Raw genomic sequence first — 22,807 nt, forward strand, 5'->3', positions numbered from 1 at the left:
ATAAAACTGCATACATTTGTTGCCGCCCGAAAGGGTGAAGAAATGCTTGAGCCGTATGAGCTGGAAACTCTCACGTACGGTTCTTAGATGAGGGAAAGGGAGAAATCCCTTTTTCTTAATCGATTATGCTTCCTACGATTATCAAGATTTGTTAAGAAAAAATAGTTTCTTTCAAAGCATGAGTGCTAAAGGTTGTTGTTTTGATAATGCCTGCGCTGAGACATTTTTTGCATCTTTAAAAAAGGACAAATTGTATGGAATAAAATTTAAAACTAGAGCTGAGGCTAGAACAACTGTTGTTGAATATATAGAGTTATTCTATAATTCAAGAAGGTTACATTCAACTCTAGACTATAACTCTCCAAGAGAATTTAAAAAGGATTACTACCTTGGTCTAAAGGCCGCATCGTAATAATTGAATCATTCTTGGGTAGGGCAATTACAACTACAAGTTTACTAATATTTGAATTATTTTAAATATTATGAATAACAAATAGTGATTTATAATATTCTACGGAAATCAAAGAAAAACGTACTTTCTATATGTCTATTCTACTCAGAGCACTCCAATATATTATGTATTAATGGAAAACTACATAACTGAAGGTAAGATTAAAACTATGTATAAAAATATATTAGTAGAAAAAATGATTTAAGGCATATAGTTGATTTATTAAATAACGTAACATTAAATTTGCATAAAAAGAATATAAACCAATGGACATATCTATGAGAGTTTGATGAAATAAATACGTATATAAAAAAATAAAAATATATATGTTGCAAAAAATAATCTATATTAAAATTAGTTAAGATCATTGAATCTTGTTGAAGAATTAAAATTGCAACATAATGTAAATTAAAAATAAAAAGATGAAGGTGACAAAATTGATTTATATAAATACATTTAAATTATCAAATGAAAAAGTTTCTAATCCTAATATATATCCTTATAATGTATTTGATAAGAAAAATGAGAAATGCCTTGTTTTTGATAAAATCACAATATTTTATGGGAATAATGCTTGTGGAAAATCCTCGTTATTAAATATTATCGCTAATAAATTAGAGTTAATTGGGAAGGAAGAAGTTGTTGTAGTTAATGCAATAAAATCTTATTTCGAAAGTTTTGTAAAGGAATGTATTTATGAACTTGGCGAAAATGAAAATGGACAAGTATTATATAAGATTCCTTTAAATAGTTGCTATATTAAAAGTGAAGATATAATGTATGAGGTTAAGAAAATTCAACAAGAAGCAATTTTGCGAGAAGGGTATGTTTATGAATATGCCAAAAGAGGATATAATAAGGAACAACTAGAAATATTAAAGCATTCACCAAAGATGAGTGAGCAGATAGAAAGAATGAAATTTGGTCAAGAAAAATATTCAAATGGTGAAATGAGTTTACAAATATTTGATGATTTATTGCAGACAGATGCATTATATTTATTAGATGAACCGGAAGTTTCATTATCACCTCAAAATCAAGTACTTTTAGCTGAAAAAATTAATTTTGGTGCAAGATATCTAAACAATCAATATATTATTGCAACACATTCACCATTTATGCTTAGAACCTTAGATGCAAAAATATATAATCTTGATTTTAAAGATATTGATGTTTGTAGGTGGAATGAATTAGAAAATGTGAGATATTTCTATGATTTCTTTCAAAAATGTAGAGAAGAATTTGAAAATTAGAAAAAGTGTGGGGTATTAAATTGTATTATATTTAATATTGTGCATATTTATTCAAGAAATAAAGAATTAGCAAATATCACTCAACTTTAAACTAATGTTTGACATAAAAAAACATGATGTATTATAATGATATGATAGAACAACGTATATTAAACCATATAAAGTTCAGTAATTTGGTAATTGTATAAATTAACATTTAAATGTATATATATTCCTACAGTCAAATAAAATCTAATATAAATAACAATGGAGTTGAGCATCTATAAAGTAGCTCTAATTTTTTTATGTATTATGTATACAGTGTTCAGTGATTGATATCGGGAAGGAGAAAATATTATGGGTAAACTAGGCGTTATAAAAAAGGATAAATCATTATCAGATAAAGCATACGATATAATAAAAGAGGCGATTATTTCTAATAAATTAAAGCCGGGTGAAATATTAGCTGAAGAAAAATTAGCTGAAGAATTGCAAATAAGCAGAACACCAATTAAGGCAGCTTTACTTAAGCTTGTTTATGAAGAAATTGCTGAAATAAACCAAAGTAAAAATGTTGTGGTTTCAGATATAACTCAAAAGGAAATAGAAGATATAACTTTAGTTCGTGAATCGTTAGAATCTCTAGCAGTCCTGCTTTTAAAAGATAATATAACTAAAAAGCAGATTGAAGAAATAAAAAATAGGTATATAGAGCAATTGCATATGGTAGAAGATCATAGAAATGAAGATTTTATTGAACTTGATTATGAATTTCATACAAAAATTGCAGAATATGCAAATAATTCTTTCTTAAGAGATATGATAAAAAAAGCTAATCTAATTACTAAACGTTTTTTGATTTTATCAGGTACAGTTGATAAATATGGAAGTATTGCAAATAAAGAGCATAAGGAAATAATTAATTATATTGAAAAGGAAGAATTTGAATTAGCTAGTGAAGCAATGAAAAGACATTTGCAAAATGTTAATGAAAGAATGCTTGTACATAAATAAAGAAGTAAATTTATAGTTATAATTGTATTAAACTGATTAAGCTTAATTTATTAAATATTTTATAGTTGTAATAGTGTAAAATTAGTTTAAAATTTAATAGAAAATGTAACATGAAGAAATATAATTAATTGTAAAATTTGGTTGACATTAGCAATAAGTGTTAATATAATCAAATTATAATGAAGGTGTCGAAGATGATAATCTTTAGATTTTTTTACAATTATATTGTATACAGAATACTAAATTCGTAAAAGGTGAAAATAAGCCACAAAATGCAAGGAGGATAAGTATATTAAAGCTTTGAGTTTTAACGATGATGTTGTGGTTACTATTTGATGTATTTTCTTAGACTAATGGGGTAGCAATATTGACTGATGAGAATAATATAAATATTAAGGAAATCCTATATGACTTTTAATATTTATGAATCAGTTTTACTTAGCATTGTTATTTTACGTCATAAAACAATCTGAAATTTCAAAGAAAAAAGTATAAGACAAAGACAAAGGCGTCTAATTAATTAAAAGAAAGCCATGTCTTTGTCTTTTTGTTTATAATATATTTTATTGAAAGTTTTAGGAGGAGCTAATATGGAAAACATGTATGTTAAAAATTCAACTGGTGTATTAAAGAAAGTATTAATGTGTAGACCAACTTATCTTAAGCCAGTTCCTATAAATGAAATAGCAAAAAAATGGCAGAATACTACTTTAGATATTGAAAAAATGGAAGCTGAACATAAGTTAATGATAAAAGCTTATGAAGATAATGGAGTTGAAGTGGTTCTTTTAGACACAGATCAAAGAACGACTAATTCAGTATTTGCAAGAGATTTTGGTGGGTGCATTAAAGAAGGATATATATTAGGTAGATTTAGAGAAGAAATACGTTTCTTTGAAAGAGATGTTTATAAAAATAAAATGGCTGAACTAGGAATACCAATAGTTGCAGAATGTACTGAAGGTTTATTTGAAGGTGGAGATTTCACATTTTTAGATGATAATACAATTGCAATTGGAATAGTGGCAAGAAGTGATATAAAAGGAATTAAAGAAATACAAGATAAATTGGAAAAGTATGGATACAAAATTATCGGAGTACCTTGTGATGAGAAATATTTACATTTTGATTTATGTTTTAATATAATAGATGAAAAACTTGCATTAGCTTATAGAGATGCTCTCCCAGAAGATTTTCTTAAACTTATAGAGAAAAAAGGAATTGAAACCATAGATGTGCCAGCAGAAAGTATATTTGAATTAGGATGTAATGTACAAGCACTTGGAAATAAAAGAGTAATATCCTTAAAGAAAAACAGTTATGCCAATAAAGAAATGAGAAAAAGAGGGATAAATGTAATAGAAGTTGATATTACTGAAATAGTAAAAGCAGGTGGTGGTCCGCATTGCATGACATTTCCACTTAGTAGAATATAAAAATGGTTATATATGTTGTAAATAATTTTATGCAATTGTATATAGAATATGAAGAAATTTTTTTAGTTAATATTGTATACAGTATTTTTTAGTCTGTATAGAAGCAAGGAGGATGAACGGTGTTTAAAGAAATATTAGAACTTACAAAAAAACTTGTAAGTATAGCCAGTGTAAATACAACTTCTGGAGAGCATGATATTTCATGTTTTATTGAATCGTATTTAAGAGATATACCATATTTTAAAGGACATCCTAATCAAGTTATTATACAAAAACTCAAAAATGATTTTTTAGATAGAAGAAATGTATTTGCTCTTATAAAAGGGGAAAAAGGAAATAGCAAAGAAACTATAATATTTCATGGGCATGTGGATACAGTTGGTATTGAAGATTTTGGGGAACTTAAAGATTTTGCTTTCAATTGTGATGAGCTAATGAAAAAACTCAAGAATGTGAAGTTAGACCTTGAAGTAGAGAAGGATTTAAATTCAGGGGATTGGTTATTTGGACGTGGAGCATGTGATATGAAGAGTGGTGTTGCAGTTTTCATGGTGATTTTAAAACATTTATGCGAAAAAGTAAAAGATATAGATGGTAACATTTTGCTTTCTGTAAACCCAGTTGAAGAAAATCTCCACACAGGAATAATCGAAGGTTTGGAGGTATTAGAAGAACTGAAAGAAAAAGAAAATTTAAACTATCTTATTGCTATAAATAATGATTATATATGCCCACTTTATCCTGGAGACACAAAAAAATATGTTTATACAGGAGCAGTTGGAAAAATACTACCTTGCTTTTATATTCAAGGAAAAGAAACTCATGTGGCCCAATGTTTTGAAGGATTTGATTCTTCTATGGTTGCAGCAGAACTTGTTAAGCTAATTAATTTAAATTCAGAGTTCTGTGATGGATATAAAAACGAATATACACTTCCACCATCGGTATTAAAAATGAAAGATTTAAAACCACAATATAATGTTCAAACATCATTTACTTCATTTGTTTATTTTAATTACTTTATTCATAACTTATCGATAAAAGAAATTTTAATAAAACTTAGGGAAATAGCTCAAAAGGCTTTAAGCAATGTGTTAAAGGATATTAATGAAAAATATAAAAATTACTGTAAACTAACAAAAGTAAATTATAAGGAAATAGAATATATAACTCAAGTTCTAGAATATGATGAAGTTTATAAGATATCTAAAAAAAAGTTCCAGGGAAATATTGACACATATATTGAAGAAATAACCAATAAATGTATAAGTGGAAATATGGACAAACGTGAAATTCCATTGGAAATAACAAAAAAATTATGTTCAATTGCTGGAATAAAAATTCCTACAATAGTAATATTCTTTGCTGCTCCATATTGCCCACATAATACTTTGAAAGATGAAATAGTAGAAGAAAAGAAAACTTATAATGAAATTTTAAAAATAGTTAAAGAGTTTAGTGAAAAGAGCAGTGAAGAATTTGAGGTAATGCAATTCTTCCCAAGCCTAACTGATAGCAGCTATTTGAAAATAGATGATGATAATGAATCAATAGATATATTAATTGGAAATTTCCCAGAATATAAAAAACTTTATAATGTTCCTTTACAAAAAATAAAAAAACTTAATATACCAGCAATTAATTATGGATGCTACGGAAAAGATGCTCATAAATGGACTGAACGTGTATATATGCCGTACACATTTAAGATTTTGCCAGATCTTGTCATGAAAACATTAAAAAACTACTTTTTAATATAGAGAAAGACTAGTTACAGAAGATGATTAGTTAATTAAAACTGAAATCAAAATTAAAAATGTGATAATTTATTGGAGGATAAATAATATGAGTACTTTATTTGAAAGATGTCAAAAAGTAATGCCACCAGTTGCGGGGAGAGCAACTGATCTTGGAATTGTAAAAGGTGAAGGCTGTTATTTGACAACTGAAGATGGGAGAGAAATACTTGATTTTGCAAGTGGTGTAGCTGTCTGCAATATAGGTCATAATCATCCCAAAGTAGTTGAAGCAGCAGTGCAGCAAGTAAAAATATTAATTCATGGAGGCCATAATGTTGTATATTATGAGTCTTACGTGAAACTTGCAGAAAAGCTCGTTGAAATTACTGGTGGAGATACAATGGTATATTTCAGTAACAGTGGAGCAGAAGCTAACGAAGGAGCATTGAAGCTTGCAAAATATATTACAAAGAGACCAGCAGTTATTGCATTTAAAGGATCTTTTCATGGAAGAACAATAGGTACAACTTCGATTACTTCTTCAAATTCAGCATACAGAAAAAATTATGAAGGGCTACTTCCAAGTGTGTATTTTGCTGAATATCCATATATTTTTAGGACACCATATAAGGAAAATGGAAAGGAGTGTCCAGAAGAATATTTTGAACAATTTCAGGATATGTTTAAGCAACTTATCGATCCATATAGTGTAGCTGCAATAATTATGGAACCAATACAAGGAGAAGGTGGATATATAGTACCTACAGTAGAATTTGTAAAGTATGTTAGAGAAATTTGTAATAAATATGGAATAATGCTTATTTTTGATGAAGTTCAAACTGGTTTTGGAAGAACAGGAAAGATGTTTGCACAGGAACATTTTGAAGTAAAGCCAGATATATTTACAACAGCTAAAGCAATAGCATAAGGTTTTCCATTAAGTGCAGTGATAGCAAAGAAAGAGTATATGGAAAAATGGGCTGCTGGAGCACATGGCGGAACATTTGGAGGAAATCCAGTAGCTTGTGCAGCAGCGCTTGCAACAATAGATGTGCTTGAAAATGGAGCGCTTGAAAACTGTGCTAAGATGGGTGGATATTTTAAAGAGAAATTAATGGAATTAAAGGATAAACATAAGGTTATTGGTGAAGTTAGAGGATTGGGATTAATGCTTGCAATTGAAATAGTTGATAAAGATAAAAATCCTAATACAGAATTAACAAAGAAAATAATAGAAAGAGCATTAGATTTAGGACTTCTATTATTATCTTGTGGATGCAATAAAAATGTTATACGTTTTATTGCACCAACAATAATAGAAAAAAAAGATATAGATAAAGCAATACAAATAATAGATGAAGTTTTAAACAAAGAGAATATCTAAATTTTAAGGGATAAGTTAATAATTTTAATTAAATTAAATTGGTAATTTAATTTAATTAAAGCATAAAATTTAGTTTAGTAATTGGGGGACTTTAGATGAGTAAATTTTTAAGTAAAAAATTATGTAATTTAGAACCATATGTTCCAGGAGAACAACCAAAGAATAGGGAATGTATTAAATTAAATACAAACGAATCACCATATCCGCCAGCACCAAAGGTAATGGAAGTAGTAAATAAAAAAGCAGTAGAGGGATTAAACCTTTATTCAGATCCAGATGCAAAAATACTAGTAGATGAACTTGCTAAGTTCTATAATATAAGGTCTGAACAAGTATTTGTAGGAAATGGATCAGATGAAGTTTTGGGATTTTGTTTCTTAGCCTTCTTTGATGAAGAAAGAAAAGCGTGTTTTCCAAATATAACTTATGGATTTTATAAGGTATACTCAAAATCTTTTAATATAGATGCAATTGAAATACCTTTAAAAGATGATTTTTCAATTGATATTAATAATTATATAAATTGTGGACGGAATATAATAATTGCTAATCCAAATGCGCCTACAGGATTAATTCTTACTCATCAGGAAATAGAATTAATCTTAAAGACTAATAAAGATAGAGTAGTTATAATAGATGAAGCATATGTGGACTTCGGAAGTAAATCATGTATAAGCTTACTTGATAAATATCCAAACTTAATAGTAGTTCAAACTTTTTCTAAATCACGTAATTTGGCCGGTGCTCGTTTAGGTTTTGCACTTGCATCCAAAGAAATCATTGATGATTTAAATAAAATAAAGTTCTCTTTTAGCCCATATAACATTAATGGACTATCATTAGTTGCTGGAGTTGAATCAGTAAAAGATAAGAAATATTTTGAAGAATGTAAGAACAAGGTCGTTGCTACAAGAGAAAGAATAAGTGTTGAATTTAGAAAATTAGGATTTATAGTAATTCCATCTAAAACTAATTTTATATTTGTGACCCATAATCTAATTAGTGGAGAAGAATACCATAAATCATTAAGAGAAAAAGGAGTGCTAACTCGATATTACAAGCAACCGAAGATAGATGACTATGTAAGAATAACAATTGGGACGGATGAAGAAATGGATAAAGTAATTAAGATAACAGATAAAATTCTTTCAGAACTTCTACCGATTTGTATAGGTAAATGAAATAAATAAAGGTGGTGGAATTGATGAAAATAGTAATTACAGACTATAAAGATGTGCTAGAAAGAAATCTTGAATATGAAAAAAATATTCTATCAGAGGGACTTAAGGATGTTGAGATTGTTATATATGAATATAATAGTGACCAAAATGAATTTTTAGAAGTTATTAAGGATGGTGATGCAATACTTACAGCATTTCTAGATATTAATAAAACAGTCATTAATAGATGTAAGAATTTGAAATGTATATCTATTAATGCAGTAGGATATGATTGTGTAGATTTAGAAGAAGCAGCTAAAAAGAATATTGCAGTTTGTCATATGGGGGAATACTGCACCCAAGAAGTTGCTGAACACACTATGTCACTAATTTTATCTCTAAGTAGAGGAATTAAGCATTATATAAATGATATAGATAAAAAAGGAATATGGAAATATCAATCAATCAATAACCTTCAAAGAATAGAAGGGCAAACTCTTGGAATATTTGGTTTTGGGAAAATAGGAAAAGCTGTTGCAAAGAGAGCACTTGCCTTTGGAATGCAAGTTGTTGCTGTAGATCCTTATGTAAAAACTGAGGAGGCTAAAGCTCTTAATGTAAGGTTAGTTGATTCTGAATATGTATGGAAAAATGCAGATATTGTTTCTAATCATATGAATCAAAATAGTACTAACAATAACTTCTTTACAATTAATGAATTTAACAAAATGAAGAAATCCCCTATTTTTATAAATACAGGTCGTGGAAGTAGTTTTAATGAGAAGGACTTACTTATAGCACTTGAAAAAAATTTAATTAGGGGAGCAGGTTTAGATGTGCTAGCCGAGGAAAATCCTAATTTAGAAAAAAATAAATTAGTAGGAAGAGAGAATGTCATTATAACACCTCATGCAGCCTTTTATTCAGAAACATCCATGAGAGAATTGCAAAGAATATCATGTGAAAATATAGTATATTATTTGAAGGGTGAGAAAGAAAAGGTTAATAGAATTATTAGATTAAATAGTTAATTAAATTTATCGTAGGAGTGTCGTAAAATGATTAAAGCTTAATCAGAAGCGATGCTCTGTTTTAGTTTTAATTAGGAAATTTCAAAATAACAGAGCTTAAAAAAGCAATTATATCAGCAATCAGAAAAGTAGACAGTTTTTTACACAAAATTATCTACTTTTCCTACTTTACAAAGATATAAACAAGTTAACTGATAAACCATGCTTCCTTAAGCAGGCGTATACCTTCAAAAATATCATTTTCAGACATCCCGCCAAAACCAAGTAGAACCATATTATTAGGATATTTATCTTTTCTTATCCAAAATGTAGATACAGGATAAACCTTAATACCACGATTTTTAGCTTTTGTTATTAGTTCTTTTTCAGTTAATCCATCTTTTAATTCTAATAAAATATGTATACCTGCATTTTTAGCATGAATAATAACCTTGTCACCCATGAATTCTTGAATTGCATGAATTAGGGTATCATGTTTCCTTTTATTTATAAGAGATATTTTACGTAAATGTCTATCAAAGTGGCCTAAATGCATAAATTGGTGAATAATTTTTTGTAGTATTATGGGGGTTGATACTTGATACGTTTTAAAACGCTCATTATATTTATCAAGCCATACTTTCGGTAATACCATATAACTTAAGCGCAAACTAGGAGATAAAGCTTTTGAAAATGTACCTATATATATTACAGAGCCATTGGAATCAATACTTTGGATTGATGGAATTGGTTTTGAATTATATCTTAATTCACTATCATAATCATCTTCAATAATAATTCCATTGTTTCTCATGCCCCAATCTAGAAGTTTTAATCTTTTTGCAATAGGCATCACATCTCCCATTGGAAATTGATGTGAAGGTGTTATATATACTATTTTTGCTAAACTATTTTCTAATTCATCAAGATTTATTCCATCTTCTTGTAAGTTGATTGGGATAACATTATATCCGTTATTAATAAAAATATCCTTTGCGCCAATATACCCGGGGTCTTCTAAGGCTATTTTATCAAAATCTCTTCTAAATAGCTGGCAGAGTAAGCTGAGGGAGTGGTCACTGCCAGAAGAGATAATGATTTGCTCAGGACTACAAGATACACCTCTTGATTTTCTTAAATAATTCATAATTTCTATTTGTAATTCAAGTTCACCTTTACTTGCACTATATGATATCATATCTTCAGCGCTTATGGTTGATAAACATTTATTTGATATTCTTTTCCACGTACGTAAAGGAAAATCTGGGGCACTAAGTTTCCCATATTCAAAATTATACTTATAATAAGTGTTATGAGTAGTATCTATATAATCTAAATGGAGAGGGAAATTTTTACATGTTTTAATATCTTCTTTTTTCAGTTTTGATATTATGGAATTATCCAATTTTAGGACAATAAAGCCACTACGGGCTTTTCTTGAAGCATATCCTTCAGAAGAAAGTTGCATATAAGCACTTTCAACAGTATTTCTACTTACATTTAATATGGTTGAGAGTTTTCTTGTTGAAGGAAGTTTTTTACCTTTTGGAATTTCTCCTGAAATTATTTGTTTTTTTAATTGATCGTAGATTTGTAAATATAAAGGATGTTTTGAATCAGTATTTAAAATAATCATTTTAATAACAATCTCCTTATAAACTGTATCCTAAAAAATCATATAAAGTGGCACTTTTTATGATTACACTTTGATTGTATAATTACATTAATGAAAAGTCAATTTACAATAAATAAAGCCTTTTCAAAGATATGTACATAAATAAATTAATAAAATTTCAGAGGAGGAATATAAATGATAAACGAGAAATTACTTGAAGTTATTTCACATGAAGGGGTAGTAGCCATTGTATCTTCCAGTAATAATGAAGCTCATGTGGTTAATACTTGGAACTCATATCTTAATGTTACTGAAGATGGTAGATTATTACTACCAGCAGCAGGAATGAGAAAAACTCAAAAAAATATAGAAGTAAATAATAAAGTTAAGGTCACTTTAGGTAGCAAAGAAGTTATGGGACATCAATATATGGGAGCAGGATTCTTAATTGAAGGAACAGCTAAATTTGTTGAATCAGGTTCTGAATTTGATATGATGAAAAATAAATTCCCATTTTTAAGTAGAGTGTTAGAAATAACAATTACATCTGCAAAGCAAACAATATAGAGAGAATATTTTATACAATATTAATAAAAATTGGAGTGACCTAGCATGTACTTTATAGAAGATGCATGCTAGGCTACTTTTAATTATAAATAAACATGTATCTAGATTTGATTGATTTTGTTCACAAAAATATTTATTTTAGAATATCTTAGAAATATACAATCTATAACAAGCCTATTAATAAAACTATTGTGAATTTATAATAAAGATAATTAAGATGCTAATGTGATTTAGGAGAACATATATCAACTTATAAACTTTATGTTGAAAAGATATTTTAATGATATATGTATGTATAAGAATTATAAATGGCCAAATCAACGTTAGTAAACATTATTTTATATTAAATTTATATGCAAATAGGAGTTGAACTAAATGGGTAAATATGAAAAGTGCACTAAATGTTCATGTGAGTTATGTGATACTATCAAGGCTGAACCAGTGGATATAGAAAAACATGGTGCAAAATTGTTAACTGTACGAATTAAAATAAACAATGTATGTCCAGACAAAAAAGTAGCGGTTGCATCCATTATATATGATGAATGTAATAGAATACTTGCGTTTAAGGGTTTTATTACAATGGCATATAGAAAAAATGAAAATTGTGAGGATTCATGCGGAACTATTGAACGTAAATTAGTGTTTGTAATTCCTGATGACAATGAATTTGACCCTTGTAAATTAAGAGCTTGTACTATAAGCAATTATATATATCCATGTGAGTCAAAATAGATAGGTAACAGAAGAAGTTCTTGCAGGGTAGGTAATTGAAAATGCCTACTCTTCAAGTGCGTTTATTTTAATAAAAGTTATTTTTAATTTCTATCTTTGTTATTAATCAAGTTTATGAGAACACTCAACTTAGCAAAGTAATTGAATAGTATATAAAGTAGAGATAACTATAATTAAAGGAGTATATTAATGAAAGTGATAATTATAGGTGGGGGATGGGCAGGGTGTGCTGCCGCACTGGAAGTAGCAAAGCTAGGAGTGGAAGTTGAGCTATATGAAAGAACAGATTTATTACTTGGAGTGGGTAATGTTGGTGGGATAATGAGAAATAATGGAAGATTCACTGCAGCAGAAGAATTAATAAACCTTGGTGCTGGTGATTTTATTAAAATTATGGATTCTATATCTATTCATAGGAATATAGATTTTCCAGGGCATAAACATGCTTGGTTATGTGATGTAGGAAGGGCTGAACCAATTATTAGAAGACATTTGCTTAAGTCAGGAGTAAAGCTCTTTTTTAAGAGTAGAATAATAGATGTGGAAATGGAAAAAAATAAAGTGAAAGCAGTTATACTACCCAATAAAGAAGCTATAATAGGGGATGTTTTCATAGAAACGACAGGGTCTACAGGGTCAATGCCTAACTGCGTAAAATATGGCAACGGATGTGTAATGTGTACATTAAGATGTCCTAGCTTTGGTGGGAGAGTAAGTATAAGTGAAAAAGCAGGCGTAAATGATTTAATTGGAGAAAGAGCAAATGGTATGAAAGGTGCAATGAGTGGTTCTTGTGAGTTTTCCAAAGAGTTTTTATCAAGGGATATAGTTTATGCTTTAGAGAAAGATGGTGTTGTGGTTATTAAAATTCCGAAAGAAGATATACATTTAGAGAAATTAGAGCAAAAGGTATGTCAGCAATATGCAACTTTAGAGTTTGGAGAAAATATTATACTATTAGATACTGGACATGTAAAGCTTATGACTTCTCATTATCCAATAGATAAATTAAGAAAAATTAAAGGCTTAGAAGATGTAGTATATTTAGATCCGTTAGCGGGAGGGAATGGTAACTCGATTAGATATTTATCATCGGCTCCTAGGAGCAATTCAATGCAAGTAGATAAAATAGAGAATTTATTTTGTGGTGGTGAAAAATCTGGATTTTTTGTGGGACATACTGAAGCTATGACGACTGGAACTTTAGCAGGATATAATGCAGTACAATATTTAAAAAAGAGACCTTTGTTAGAATTATCAAGAAAGCTTGTTACAGGAGATATCATTGCGTATGCAAATGATAAGGTTAAAGAAGGGAAGCTAAGTGAAAGATACACATTCTCCGGTGCAGATTACTTTGAGAGAATGAAGACTTTAGGATTGTATACTACTGATAAAGATGAAATAAAGTCAACAGTAGAAAATTTAAATCTTACAAATGTTTTTTCTTAAATTAAAGTTGAGGTTTTCTTGAATTTAGAAAGCCTCAGTTTAATTATATTAATGAAATTTATTTAAGGTGTTGTATGCGAAACTTTTTTGGCGTTATGCCTGTTTTTTTCTTAAAGGTGCGTATTAAGTGGCTACAATCTGAAAAGCCAGTTTCTTGACTTATGTAGTTAAGGTCAAAGTTTGTAAATAGGAGTAAATCTTTAACTTTACTTAATCTTATAAATTCAATATAGTCCTTGCAGGATTGACCATATAGTTCATGAAAGTTTTTTGCAAAGTATGAATAACTCATGTGGCATTTTTCAGCAAGGGCTTCTACCTTTAAGGATTCGTGTGAATGTTCATCAATATATTGTAAGATAGTGTGCAATGAATCTGTATCATAAGGAATTAAAGCAATGTTATTTGTATCAAATCCATTTTGCCTCCATATTCTAAGAATTTCAATCAATAAGGATGAGATTAAAGCTTGAAGCTGAATATCATAACCATAATCTTTAGTTATTATTTCTTCAATACAGCTATTAAATAAATTATCTAATGAAAAATGTTTAAAGTTTGTTGAGGTAAGGTAAATAGGTGCACAGGAATCATCTATTGAATATTTGAAAATTGCACTAAGTTTTGGTGTATAGCTACTATTTATATGAAGATTATTTATATCAAATTTAAGTACATCATATTTTAATGGTTCAGGAGATGATGTAAAAATTGAATGTATTGCTTGAGGATGGAATAAAATTAAATCTCCGGATTCTAATACATATTCTTTATTATTACAATTTATTATTGCAGTTCCTTCAAGCATTAAAATAATTTCCATATAATAATGCCAATGGGCTTTGATTGGGAAACCATCGCGATTTGTATCGCATAAAAAGGCTTCGTAAGGTGAAGTTAAAACGTTTATTTCTTCAAATAAATAATTCATAATAGGCCTCCGCAAAATAGATTTATTCTATTTTTAAACAATTGTATTATATCAGATGAAAAATAAAATTGATATAGTTAATTAAGTTAGCAGTTAAGAGCTAACAGTTAAGGAGGAAAGACCAAAGGAAAGTTCATGTTTCCCAATATAAAAGATCTAAAAAGGAAGTTCTGCTAAATTAATATAAAAGTCACTAGGTGAAAGCTCAAAAACCAAAATGTAAAATTTTGATTCTCACCTTTGGTACATTTACTTTTCTTGCAGAATTTCTAAAATTTAAATCAGGAATTATGTGTATATGCTGCAAAACGATTTGTTTATAGACTTTGAAGTGTATAGATTATGTGGATTTCTATTTGCAGGATATATAGCTAAATAAAAATGAAAGGAATGTTTTTTTTGAATTTTATTAAAGGTTTTACATTTGCACCTTTTGCTAAAAAAGGTAGTTATACAAAAAAAGAAGCTTATAAAAGTTTGGACAATTTAAAGGAAAGAGTTGGAGTTAATTTTGTTATATTTGTACCTAATGGTTTGCAGGATACTCCACAATCAGAAGAGATTTGTTATACTTCTAACTCAACTGTATCAGATAAAGAATTGGAAGAGATAATAGCTTATGCTAAAAAAATAGGTCTTAGAGTAGCACTTAAGCCAACTGCAAATTGTAAAAATGGAACGTGGAGAGCTCATATTAATTTTTTTGATGAAGATGTTCATTGTGAACCAAAGTGGAGCAAGTGGTTTGAGTCGTATACTAATTTTCAATTACATTATGCAAGTATTGCTGAAAGAACAGGCTGCGAAATGTTTATTGCAGGGTGCGAAATGGTTATGTCAGAGCATAGAGAAAAAGAATGGCGTAAGCTAATTTCAGATATTAGAGAGGTATATCATGGGCTGGTATCTTATAATACAGATAAATATCAAGAGCATAATGTGAAATGGTGGGACTGCATCGATGTTATTTCTTCAAGCGGATATTATCCTCTTTCTGATTGGGAGACGGAATTAGATCGTATTGAAGAAGTTGTTCATAAATTTAATAAGCCATTTTTCTTTGCAGAAGCTGGCTGCATGTCTACGAAAGGTTCTTCAGCAGTTCCTAATGACTGGAGTGTTGAAGGCAGGGTTGATTTAAATGAGCAGGCAGAGTGGTATAAGACTATGTTTGAAGCTTCACTTAAGCACAAATGGGTATATGGATTTGCAATGTGGGATTGGTCATGTAAGCAGTATTCATTAAATAGTGCTGAAAGTAATAAAGGCTATGAAGTATATGGAAAACCAGCAGAAAAAGTTATAAAGAAGTATTATGATATGGTGACGGAAGGTTAACTAAGAGAAAAAATGTGATCTGGTATCTAATAAAGAAATATGATGAGCTGTATAAAAGTCATAATTAATAAAAATAGATGTGGTGGTGAAAAAGTGACAGAAATAGAAAATAAAGAAAGTGATAGACTAGAACCAAAAGAAGAAGCACTTTTAAAAATTTTTAAACAAAATGAAAATCATACTTTAAAGACCTTTGTTGGATTATATAAAGGACATTATTTAAATTTGTTCCTTTCAATTATTTTTTTCTTATTGAAAAGTTCTCCTGTATGGGTGCTGCCAATTGTAAGTGCAAACATTATTAATGCAGCAACGGACAAAGATACAAATGCAATTCATGTAATTATAATTAATATTATTGTAATTCTTATTATGGTATTTCAAAATATATTAACTAATTATATACATACAGTGCTGTATGCTAAAACTATAAGAAGCGTGGAAAGAGACCTTAGAAGTTCTCTTGTAAAAAAGCTGCAACAGCTTTCTATTGCATATTATAATGAAATGCAGTCAGGAAGAGTACAATCAAAAATTATACGGGATGTAGAGCAGATTGAAAATTTATCATCTCAGGTTTTTATAACTATCTTAGGTATTGTATTAAATATAGTAGTAGCTTTAGGAGTTGTTATTTTTAAGAGTTTAACCGTATTTGCATTTTTTATTGCAACTATACCTGTAGCAGTAATTATTATAGCTGTTTTTAGTGGAAAGATTAAGAGATATAATAGTGATTATAGAAAAGAGATGGAAGAAACTTCTGTTCGTGTAATGGAAATGGTAGAATTAATTCCAGTTACAAGAGCGCATGGATTAGAAAAACAGGAAGCAAAAAAGATAGATAATCAATTGATAAGTGTAGCTAAGAAGGGATTAAAACTAGATCTTATTCAAGCATATTTTTCGTCTATAAGCTGGGTAGCATTTCAAGTTTTTCAGATAATTTGTCTTGGATTTACAGGATATATAGCAGTTAAGGGATATATTACAATAGGTGAAGTTGTATTGTATCAGACTTATTTTGGATCTATAGTGGCACAGATTTCTGGAGGTATTACATTATTACCTACTATTGCAAAAGGTTTAGAATCTGTAGCCTCAGTTGGAGATATTTTGCTTTGCCATGATGTAGAAAATAATCGTAAGAAAAAGAAGCTTAAGAATATAAAGGGAGAGATTATATTTAAAGATGTTAATTTTAAATATAAGGACAGTAAGATTCCAGTTTTGAAAAATTTGAATTTTTCTATAAGTCCTGGAGAGAAAATAGCTTTTGTTGGAGCTTCAGGAGCTGGAAAGTCAACAATTTTAAATCTTGTAATCGGATTTTTTCAAGCTACAGGAGGACAAGTTTTAATTGATAATCAAGATATTAAAGGTTTTAATTTACAAAGTTATCGTTCCCATATTGCAGTTGTGCCTCAAAATGCTATTTTATTTTCTCATACTATTCGCGAAAATATTATTTATGGAACAAATGATATTTCAGAGGAAGAATTAAATAAAATAATTAAAGCAGCAAACTTAGAGGAGTTAATAGAGTCTCTCCCAGAAGGGTTAGATACAAAAATTACTGAACATGGAAAAAATCTTTCTGGTGGACAACGCCAGAGAATTTCCATAGCAAGAGCATTTGTAAGAAATCCTAAAATATTAATTCTTGATGAAGCTACATCTGCTTTAGATAGTGTTTCAGAGAAGAAGATACAAGAATCAATTGAAAATTTGGTAAAAGATAGAACGACTTTAATAGTTGCTCATAGATTGTCTACAATAAAAAATTCAGATAAGATTGCAGTTATTGGAAATGGCGGATTACAAGAGTTTGGAACTTATGATGAGCTTATGGAGAAAAAAGGTGAGTTTTATAACTTAAAGAAATTGCAAATGTAATTAGCTAGTTTTAAGTTAGATTGTTTTTTATTATAAATATGCAGGGAGGAAAAGATAATGAAAGAAAATGAAAAGCTAAAAGTATATAAATTATCTGATATGGAAAATTTAAAGGTTCATGGTAGAACAACGGAGTGTCTTTCGCCCTTAACATTGTTTTGGACAGGAAGTGGTATAGAATTAAATGCTAAGGGATCTGAACTTTGGATTGAGGTAGAGTCTGATTATGATATATATGAGCCTTGGATCAGCATAGTTATTAATTCTGTACCTGTAAGCAGACAAATGTTAACTGGAGGGAAACAATGGCTTTGCGTATTTAGGGGAATGAATGAAAGCGTTGTAAAGAATATTCGTGTGGTTAGAGATGTGCAAGCTATGAGTGAAGATCCTAGTACTCTTATGCAGATACATGCAGTGAAGTTTGATGGACAATTTTTACCTATTGAAGAAAAGCCATATAAAATTGAATTTATAGGTGACAGCATTACTTCAGGAGAAGGAGCAATAGGAGCTAAACAAGAAGAAGATTGGATTTCTATGTGGTTTAGTGGAGTGAACAATTATACTGCAATGACATCAGAAGCCATGAATGCAGAACATAGAATTATTTCTCAAAGTGGATGGGGAGTACTCACAAGCTGGGATAATAATCCAAATTCAAATATTCCTGAATATTATGAAAAAATTTGTGGGCTTCTCACAGGCAAAAAAAATAAGGCATTAGGAGCCTTTAAAGAAAATAATTTTGAGTCTTGGCAGCCAGATATTGTGGTAGTCAATCTTGGAACAAATGATGCAGGAGCTTTTTATTCACCAGAATGGAAAGATGAAAAGAACGGAAAAATTTATAAGCAAAGACTAAATGAAGATGGTACATTTAATGAAGAAGATTTAAATTCCTTTGAAGAGTCAGTTTTAAATTTTCTTGTTAAAATTAGAAGATATAATAAAAAGGCACATATAGTTTGGATATATGGAATGCTTGGTATACCAATGATGCCAGCAATTTATAGAGCAGTAGATAAATATATTAAGAAAACAGGAGATATAAAAACTTCAGTGTTCCAACTTCCAAATACAACAGAAGAAACAGTTGGAGCAAGAAGTCATCCAGGAATCTTATCACATGAAAGAGCAGCAAAATCATTAACTGAATATTTAAAAGAGATCTTAGGAAATAAATAGAAGATACTTTATCTATATTAGAAAATTCTATGAGTAAAGGGAAGAAATCTATCAATAAATAGTTATTAAAATTTGAGATAACACAAATTACATTTTGTGAAATTAAGCAAATAAGCAGAGATAGATAGATAGATAGATAGATAGATAGATAGATAGATAGATAGATAGATAGGATTGTCACACAACATCAATAACAAAATGAAATGGCACGGCAGCTTCAACAGCTGCCGCTTTTACAGAAAATAAATGGTTAAAAGGTTTCTGGTGGTAAAAATTGTAAGTAGATCAATAAATAGTAGTTTACAAAAGAATAAAATTCCTTATAAACTTTTTGTATTGATATAATTAGAAATATTAACCATTTGCCCATGGTCACCAATCCAGTAGTTAATGTTTGGATATTTTGCTTCAATATAATCTGAAAATAATGATGGGTCTTCACTATTATTGCTAAACATTTCATAGTGACCAGGAACAACAAGTTTTGGTTTAATAGAACCTGCTAGATCTACCGCCTCTTGATATGTAATATTTCCTATGAAGTTTTCACGATACCTTTTTCCATCTCTGCCGTTTATGGGAATAAACATGACATCAAACTTATTCCATTTCTTTAAGTTGGAATAAATATCTTCATATAAGCAGGTATCACCTGAATGGTAAAGGGTACATCCGTTGCCTTCAATGACATATCCTAAATATGGATAACATCCAGAGTCAGGATCTTGATCTAAAAATTCATGAGCGGATGGAATCCCAGTTATTTTTAATCCTTTTTCTGAGATAGATAAACCATCATCAAGACCTATAAAACGATTTCTTGGAATGTTTAAGCTATTCGAAAGATTATCAACAAGTAGCTTGGGAACTATAAACTTTGCATTTGGTGAACTAAGTGATAGTTGATGCCAAACTTTTCTATCTATATGGTCATCATGATCATGAGTACCAATTATAAAATCTGCATTTTTGATTTCTTCTGGTTTTAATAAAGGAGGAATGTTTCTATTAGGAAAGTCTGCATATAAAAATGCATCTAAATAAATAACTGTTTCACCTATTTTAATAACATATCCTAATTGTCCAAGCCACCAAAATGCAATATTTCCATTTTCTAAAACACAATTATCAATATCATTTATTAATTCAATTCCACTTTTCACATGATCATCGCCTTTCCTAATTAACTAATTTTAATATTATCATATAAAGTACTTAGTTTGCTATATCTCTTAATAATTAATTGAATTCTTAATAAGTGATTAAATTGTACTATTGAGAATTAATAATTATATTTGTAAAATGATTTTCATAAATAGGTTGAAGGGAAGATAAAAGATGTATGATATAATTAAATATATTATTATAGAAATTAATGATAGGATGATAGAAATGGATTTAAAGCAATTAAGTAGTGGAGAAGTTGAATTTATATATAATAAACATATGATAGTGGATTTCCCTACAGAAGAACTAAAGCCAATTGATGCTATACAAAAGCTTATTAAGAGAAAAATTTATAAATGTTATGGTTTATATGATAGTGAAGAATTATTAGCTTATGCATTTTTTAATACTTCAAAGTCATATTTGCTGCTTGACTATTATTCAGTATGTAAAAAATACAGAAATAAAGGGATTGGAAGTAAATTTCTAAGTATTTTAAAGGAAAACTTTAAAAATTATAGTGGAATCATAGTAGAAGTTGAAGATATTAAAGCTGCTTATACTGAAGCAGAAAAAATAATTCGCAAAAGAAGAATAGATTTTTATAAGAAAAATGGAATGAAAATGACAAATGTTTTATGTGAATTATTTAATGTTAATTATTCTATTATGTGTTTAAGTAATATTGAGCTATATGACTCAATTATTTATGAAGAATTGCAAAATATTTATAAAGAAATGATTCCAAGTAAATTTTATTCAAAGTATGTAAAATTCGGTTATAAAGAAATTAAATAAAGATTTTTAAGACCTAACATGCATATTGACAGTAAGGGACATATTAGGTTATTTTGCTAGAATTCGTTATTTCTCTTGACTTAGAGTTAACTAGAAGTAGTATTATAGTATTGTACTTTAAGTTTAGATGATCTTGTTTTAGATAAAATAATTAGAAGAATAGCTACTAAATTATTTTATGAATTTACATATTTTGTCTTGTATTAAATAGTAATTAACATGTTAAAGAAGAGAAGAAAGTGTAATAGTCTTATTAAGGTTAATGTAACACGTTAGCTATTTAATAAATAAAACTTGGAGATATTTTTAATAAGGAGGAAAAATTTTAATGACTGTCACTAGAAATTTAACAAAAGGGAATCCGGCTAAGTTAATATTGCTGTTTACTATTCCTTTATTAATAGGGAATATTTTTCAGCAGTTTTATAGTATAGCTGATACATTTATTGTTGGACGAACGATAGGTGTTAATGCTTTAGCAGCTGTTGGCTGCACGGGGAGTATAATGTTTTTGATTTTAGGATTTGCTCAAGGTTTAACAGCAGGTCTTTCAATTATTACAGCACAGAAATTTGGCGCAGAGGATACAAAGGGTGTTAAAGAAAGTTACGTTGCTGGTATAATAATTAGTATGATAGTAACTATAGTTCTTACAATTATAAGTACAATTTTTGCTAGACCTATATTAGTATTAATGAATACACCACCAGAAATTATAGATGATGCGTATCGTTTTGTATTTGTTATATTCCTTGGAATAATAACATCTATGTTTTTTAATTTTTTTTCAAATATTATTCGTGGCTTAGGAGATAGTAGAACACCTCTAATATATTTAATATGGGCGTGTATTTTAAATGTAGTTCTAGAGTTTGCTTTTATTTTAATATTTAAGATGGGAGTTACAGGAGCAGCATGTGCAACTGTTATAGCGCAAGGAGTTTCGGCTTTATTATGTATGTGGCACATAAAAAGAAATTTACCAATACTCAGATTAAAAAAGAGTGATTTGAAAATATCAAAAGAAGTTTTCTTAGATCATATAAATATTTCACTACCAATGGGTTTTCAAGCATCTATAATAGCAATTGGAGCTATTATACTTCAATTTTCACTTAATAGCCTTGGAGCAACCGCTGTAGCTGCATATACAGCAGCTCAAAAAATTGACAGTATTGCAATTCAGCCTATGATGTCTTTTGGCATAACAATGGCGACTTATACAGCTCAAAATTTTGGAGCTAAAAAAATCGATAGAATAAGACAAGGTGTGAAGCAATGTGCTATTATATCAGTTGCATTTAGTATTGTAGTAGGACTTATAAATATATTTGCAGGGCATTTTCTTACAGGAATGTTTGTTGGATATGATCAAAAAGAAGTTATTTCATTATCACAAACTTATTTAACTTCTAATGGAATATTTTATTTCCTACTTTCATTGCTTTTTATATATAGATATACACTTCAAGGGTTAGGTCAAAGTTTTATTCCAACAGTAGCAGGAATAATGGAATTAATTATGAGATCATTTGCGGCAATTATATTATCAAGGCCATTAGGATTTTTAGGAGTATGTTTATCTAATCCTTTAGCTTGGTTGGGGGCATGTGTTCCACTCATTATTGCATACTATGTTACTTTCAAGAAAATAAATAATGAATATCTAAAAAGATCAGATTCTTAATATGAAA

At 29.0% G+C, this 22,807-nt stretch carries 17 protein-coding genes and 2 pseudogenes; 16 read left to right on the forward strand and 3 right to left on the reverse strand.

Translation table 11 applies throughout. The features are described 5' to 3' along the window. Positions 1 to 118: 118 nt before the first annotated feature. The 8 genes and pseudogenes from CLPUN_RS11085 to CLPUN_RS11120 form a co-directional block, all read left to right on the forward strand. Positions 119 to 412: pseudogene (locus CLPUN_RS11085) on the forward strand (IS3 family transposase); the annotation flags it as partial. Positions 413 to 888: 476 nt separating this feature from the next. After that, positions 889 to 1,704, forward strand: coding sequence for an AAA family ATPase (locus CLPUN_RS11090; protein ID WP_077847344.1), 816 nt, complete (start codon positions 889 to 891; stop codon positions 1,702 to 1,704). 336 nt (positions 1,705 to 2,040) lie between these two features. Next, entirely contained in the window at positions 2,041 to 2,697 is a 657-nt protein-coding gene (locus CLPUN_RS11095) for a GntR family transcriptional regulator (protein WP_077847345.1), read from the forward strand. A gap of 590 nt (positions 2,698 to 3,287) precedes the next feature. Further along, positions 3,288 to 4,133: a dimethylarginine dimethylaminohydrolase family protein gene (locus tag CLPUN_RS11100; RefSeq protein ID WP_077847346.1), complete on the forward strand. Its 846-nt coding sequence runs from the start codon at positions 3,288 to 3,290 to the stop codon at positions 4,131 to 4,133. A gap of 119 nt (positions 4,134 to 4,252) precedes the next feature. After that, positions 4,253 to 5,893 (forward strand): M20/M25/M40 family metallo-hydrolase, encoded by a 1,641-nt coding sequence (locus CLPUN_RS11105; protein ID WP_077847347.1) that lies wholly within the window; start codon positions 4,253 to 4,255, stop codon positions 5,891 to 5,893. Between the two features lie 85 nt (positions 5,894 to 5,978). Continuing rightward, a pseudogene (locus CLPUN_RS11110) lies at positions 5,979 to 7,256 on the forward strand (aspartate aminotransferase family protein). 95 nt (positions 7,257 to 7,351) lie between these two features. Continuing rightward, entirely contained in the window at positions 7,352 to 8,437 is a 1,086-nt protein-coding gene (hisC, locus tag CLPUN_RS11115; RefSeq protein WP_077847348.1) for a histidinol-phosphate transaminase, read from the forward strand. Between the two features lie 23 nt (positions 8,438 to 8,460). Then, a complete protein-coding gene (locus tag CLPUN_RS11120; protein WP_077847349.1) occupies positions 8,461 to 9,447 on the forward strand; it encodes an NAD(P)-dependent oxidoreductase in 987 nt (328 codons plus the stop codon). 187 nt (positions 9,448 to 9,634) lie between these two features. Here CLPUN_RS11120 and pdxR read toward each other — a convergent pair whose 3' ends face one another. Then, on the reverse strand, positions 9,635 to 11,062 hold the full coding sequence (gene pdxR / locus CLPUN_RS11125; RefSeq protein WP_077847350.1) for a MocR-like pyridoxine biosynthesis transcription factor PdxR: 1,428 nt from the start codon (positions 11,060 to 11,062) through the stop codon (positions 9,635 to 9,637). Between the two features lie 174 nt (positions 11,063 to 11,236). Here pdxR and CLPUN_RS11130 point away from each other — a divergent pair, with 174 nt between their 5' ends. The 3 genes from CLPUN_RS11130 to CLPUN_RS11140 all read left to right on the forward strand — a co-directional run bounded on the left by CLPUN_RS11130 (position 11,237) and on the right by CLPUN_RS11140 (position 13,795). Then, on the forward strand, positions 11,237 to 11,608 hold the full coding sequence (locus tag CLPUN_RS11130) for a pyridoxamine 5'-phosphate oxidase family protein (RefSeq protein ID WP_077847351.1): 372 nt from the start codon (positions 11,237 to 11,239) through the stop codon (positions 11,606 to 11,608). Positions 11,609 to 11,983: 375 nt separating this feature from the next. Then, positions 11,984 to 12,343: a hypothetical protein gene (locus tag CLPUN_RS11135; protein ID WP_077847352.1), complete on the forward strand. Its 360-nt coding sequence runs from the start codon at positions 11,984 to 11,986 to the stop codon at positions 12,341 to 12,343. Positions 12,344 to 12,532: 189 nt separating this feature from the next. Next, positions 12,533 to 13,795 (forward strand): FAD-dependent oxidoreductase, encoded by a 1,263-nt coding sequence (locus tag CLPUN_RS11140; protein ID WP_077847353.1) that lies wholly within the window; start codon positions 12,533 to 12,535, stop codon positions 13,793 to 13,795. A 58-nt stretch (positions 13,796 to 13,853) separates the two neighbouring features. Here CLPUN_RS11140 and CLPUN_RS11145 read toward each other — a convergent pair whose 3' ends face one another. Further along, on the reverse strand, positions 13,854 to 14,726 hold the full coding sequence (locus CLPUN_RS11145; protein ID WP_077847354.1) for an AraC family transcriptional regulator: 873 nt from the start codon (positions 14,724 to 14,726) through the stop codon (positions 13,854 to 13,856). 399 nt (positions 14,727 to 15,125) lie between these two features. Here CLPUN_RS11145 and CLPUN_RS11150 point away from each other — a divergent pair, with 399 nt between their 5' ends. Genes CLPUN_RS11150 through CLPUN_RS11160 form a run of 3 tightly spaced genes read left to right on the forward strand, consistent with a single transcriptional unit; the run spans position 15,126 to position 19,148 of the window. After that, on the forward strand, positions 15,126 to 16,064 hold the full coding sequence (locus tag CLPUN_RS11150) for a glycoside hydrolase family 113 (protein WP_077847392.1): 939 nt from the start codon (positions 15,126 to 15,128) through the stop codon (positions 16,062 to 16,064). Between the two features lie 39 nt (positions 16,065 to 16,103). Then, positions 16,104 to 17,960 (forward strand): ABC transporter ATP-binding protein, encoded by a 1,857-nt coding sequence (locus CLPUN_RS11155; protein ID WP_242954108.1) that lies wholly within the window; start codon positions 16,104 to 16,106, stop codon positions 17,958 to 17,960. A 57-nt stretch (positions 17,961 to 18,017) separates the two neighbouring features. Then, positions 18,018 to 19,148, forward strand: coding sequence for an SGNH/GDSL hydrolase family protein (locus CLPUN_RS11160; RefSeq protein WP_077847356.1), 1,131 nt, complete (start codon positions 18,018 to 18,020; stop codon positions 19,146 to 19,148). Positions 19,149 to 19,468: 320 nt separating this feature from the next. Here CLPUN_RS11160 and CLPUN_RS11165 read toward each other — a convergent pair whose 3' ends face one another. Beyond that, positions 19,469 to 20,311, reverse strand: coding sequence for an MBL fold metallo-hydrolase (locus CLPUN_RS11165; protein WP_077847357.1), 843 nt, complete (start codon positions 20,309 to 20,311; stop codon positions 19,469 to 19,471). Between the two features lie 175 nt (positions 20,312 to 20,486). On the opposite strand from CLPUN_RS11165, the gene CLPUN_RS11170 reads away from it, so the two are divergent. Together CLPUN_RS11170 and CLPUN_RS11175 are read left to right on the forward strand one after the other, a co-directional pair. Further along, positions 20,487 to 21,113 (forward strand): GNAT family protein, encoded by a 627-nt coding sequence (locus CLPUN_RS11170; RefSeq protein ID WP_242954109.1) that lies wholly within the window; start codon positions 20,487 to 20,489, stop codon positions 21,111 to 21,113. Positions 21,114 to 21,441: 328 nt separating this feature from the next. Beyond that, positions 21,442 to 22,800 (forward strand): MATE family efflux transporter, encoded by a 1,359-nt coding sequence (locus CLPUN_RS11175; RefSeq protein ID WP_077847358.1) that lies wholly within the window; start codon positions 21,442 to 21,444, stop codon positions 22,798 to 22,800. The last annotated feature ends 7 nt before the right edge of the window (positions 22,801 to 22,807 follow it).

Origin of the sequence: Clostridium puniceum (assembly GCF_002006345.1) — a bacterium.
Taxonomy (GTDB): Bacteria; Bacillota; Clostridia; order Clostridiales; family Clostridiaceae; genus Clostridium; species Clostridium puniceum.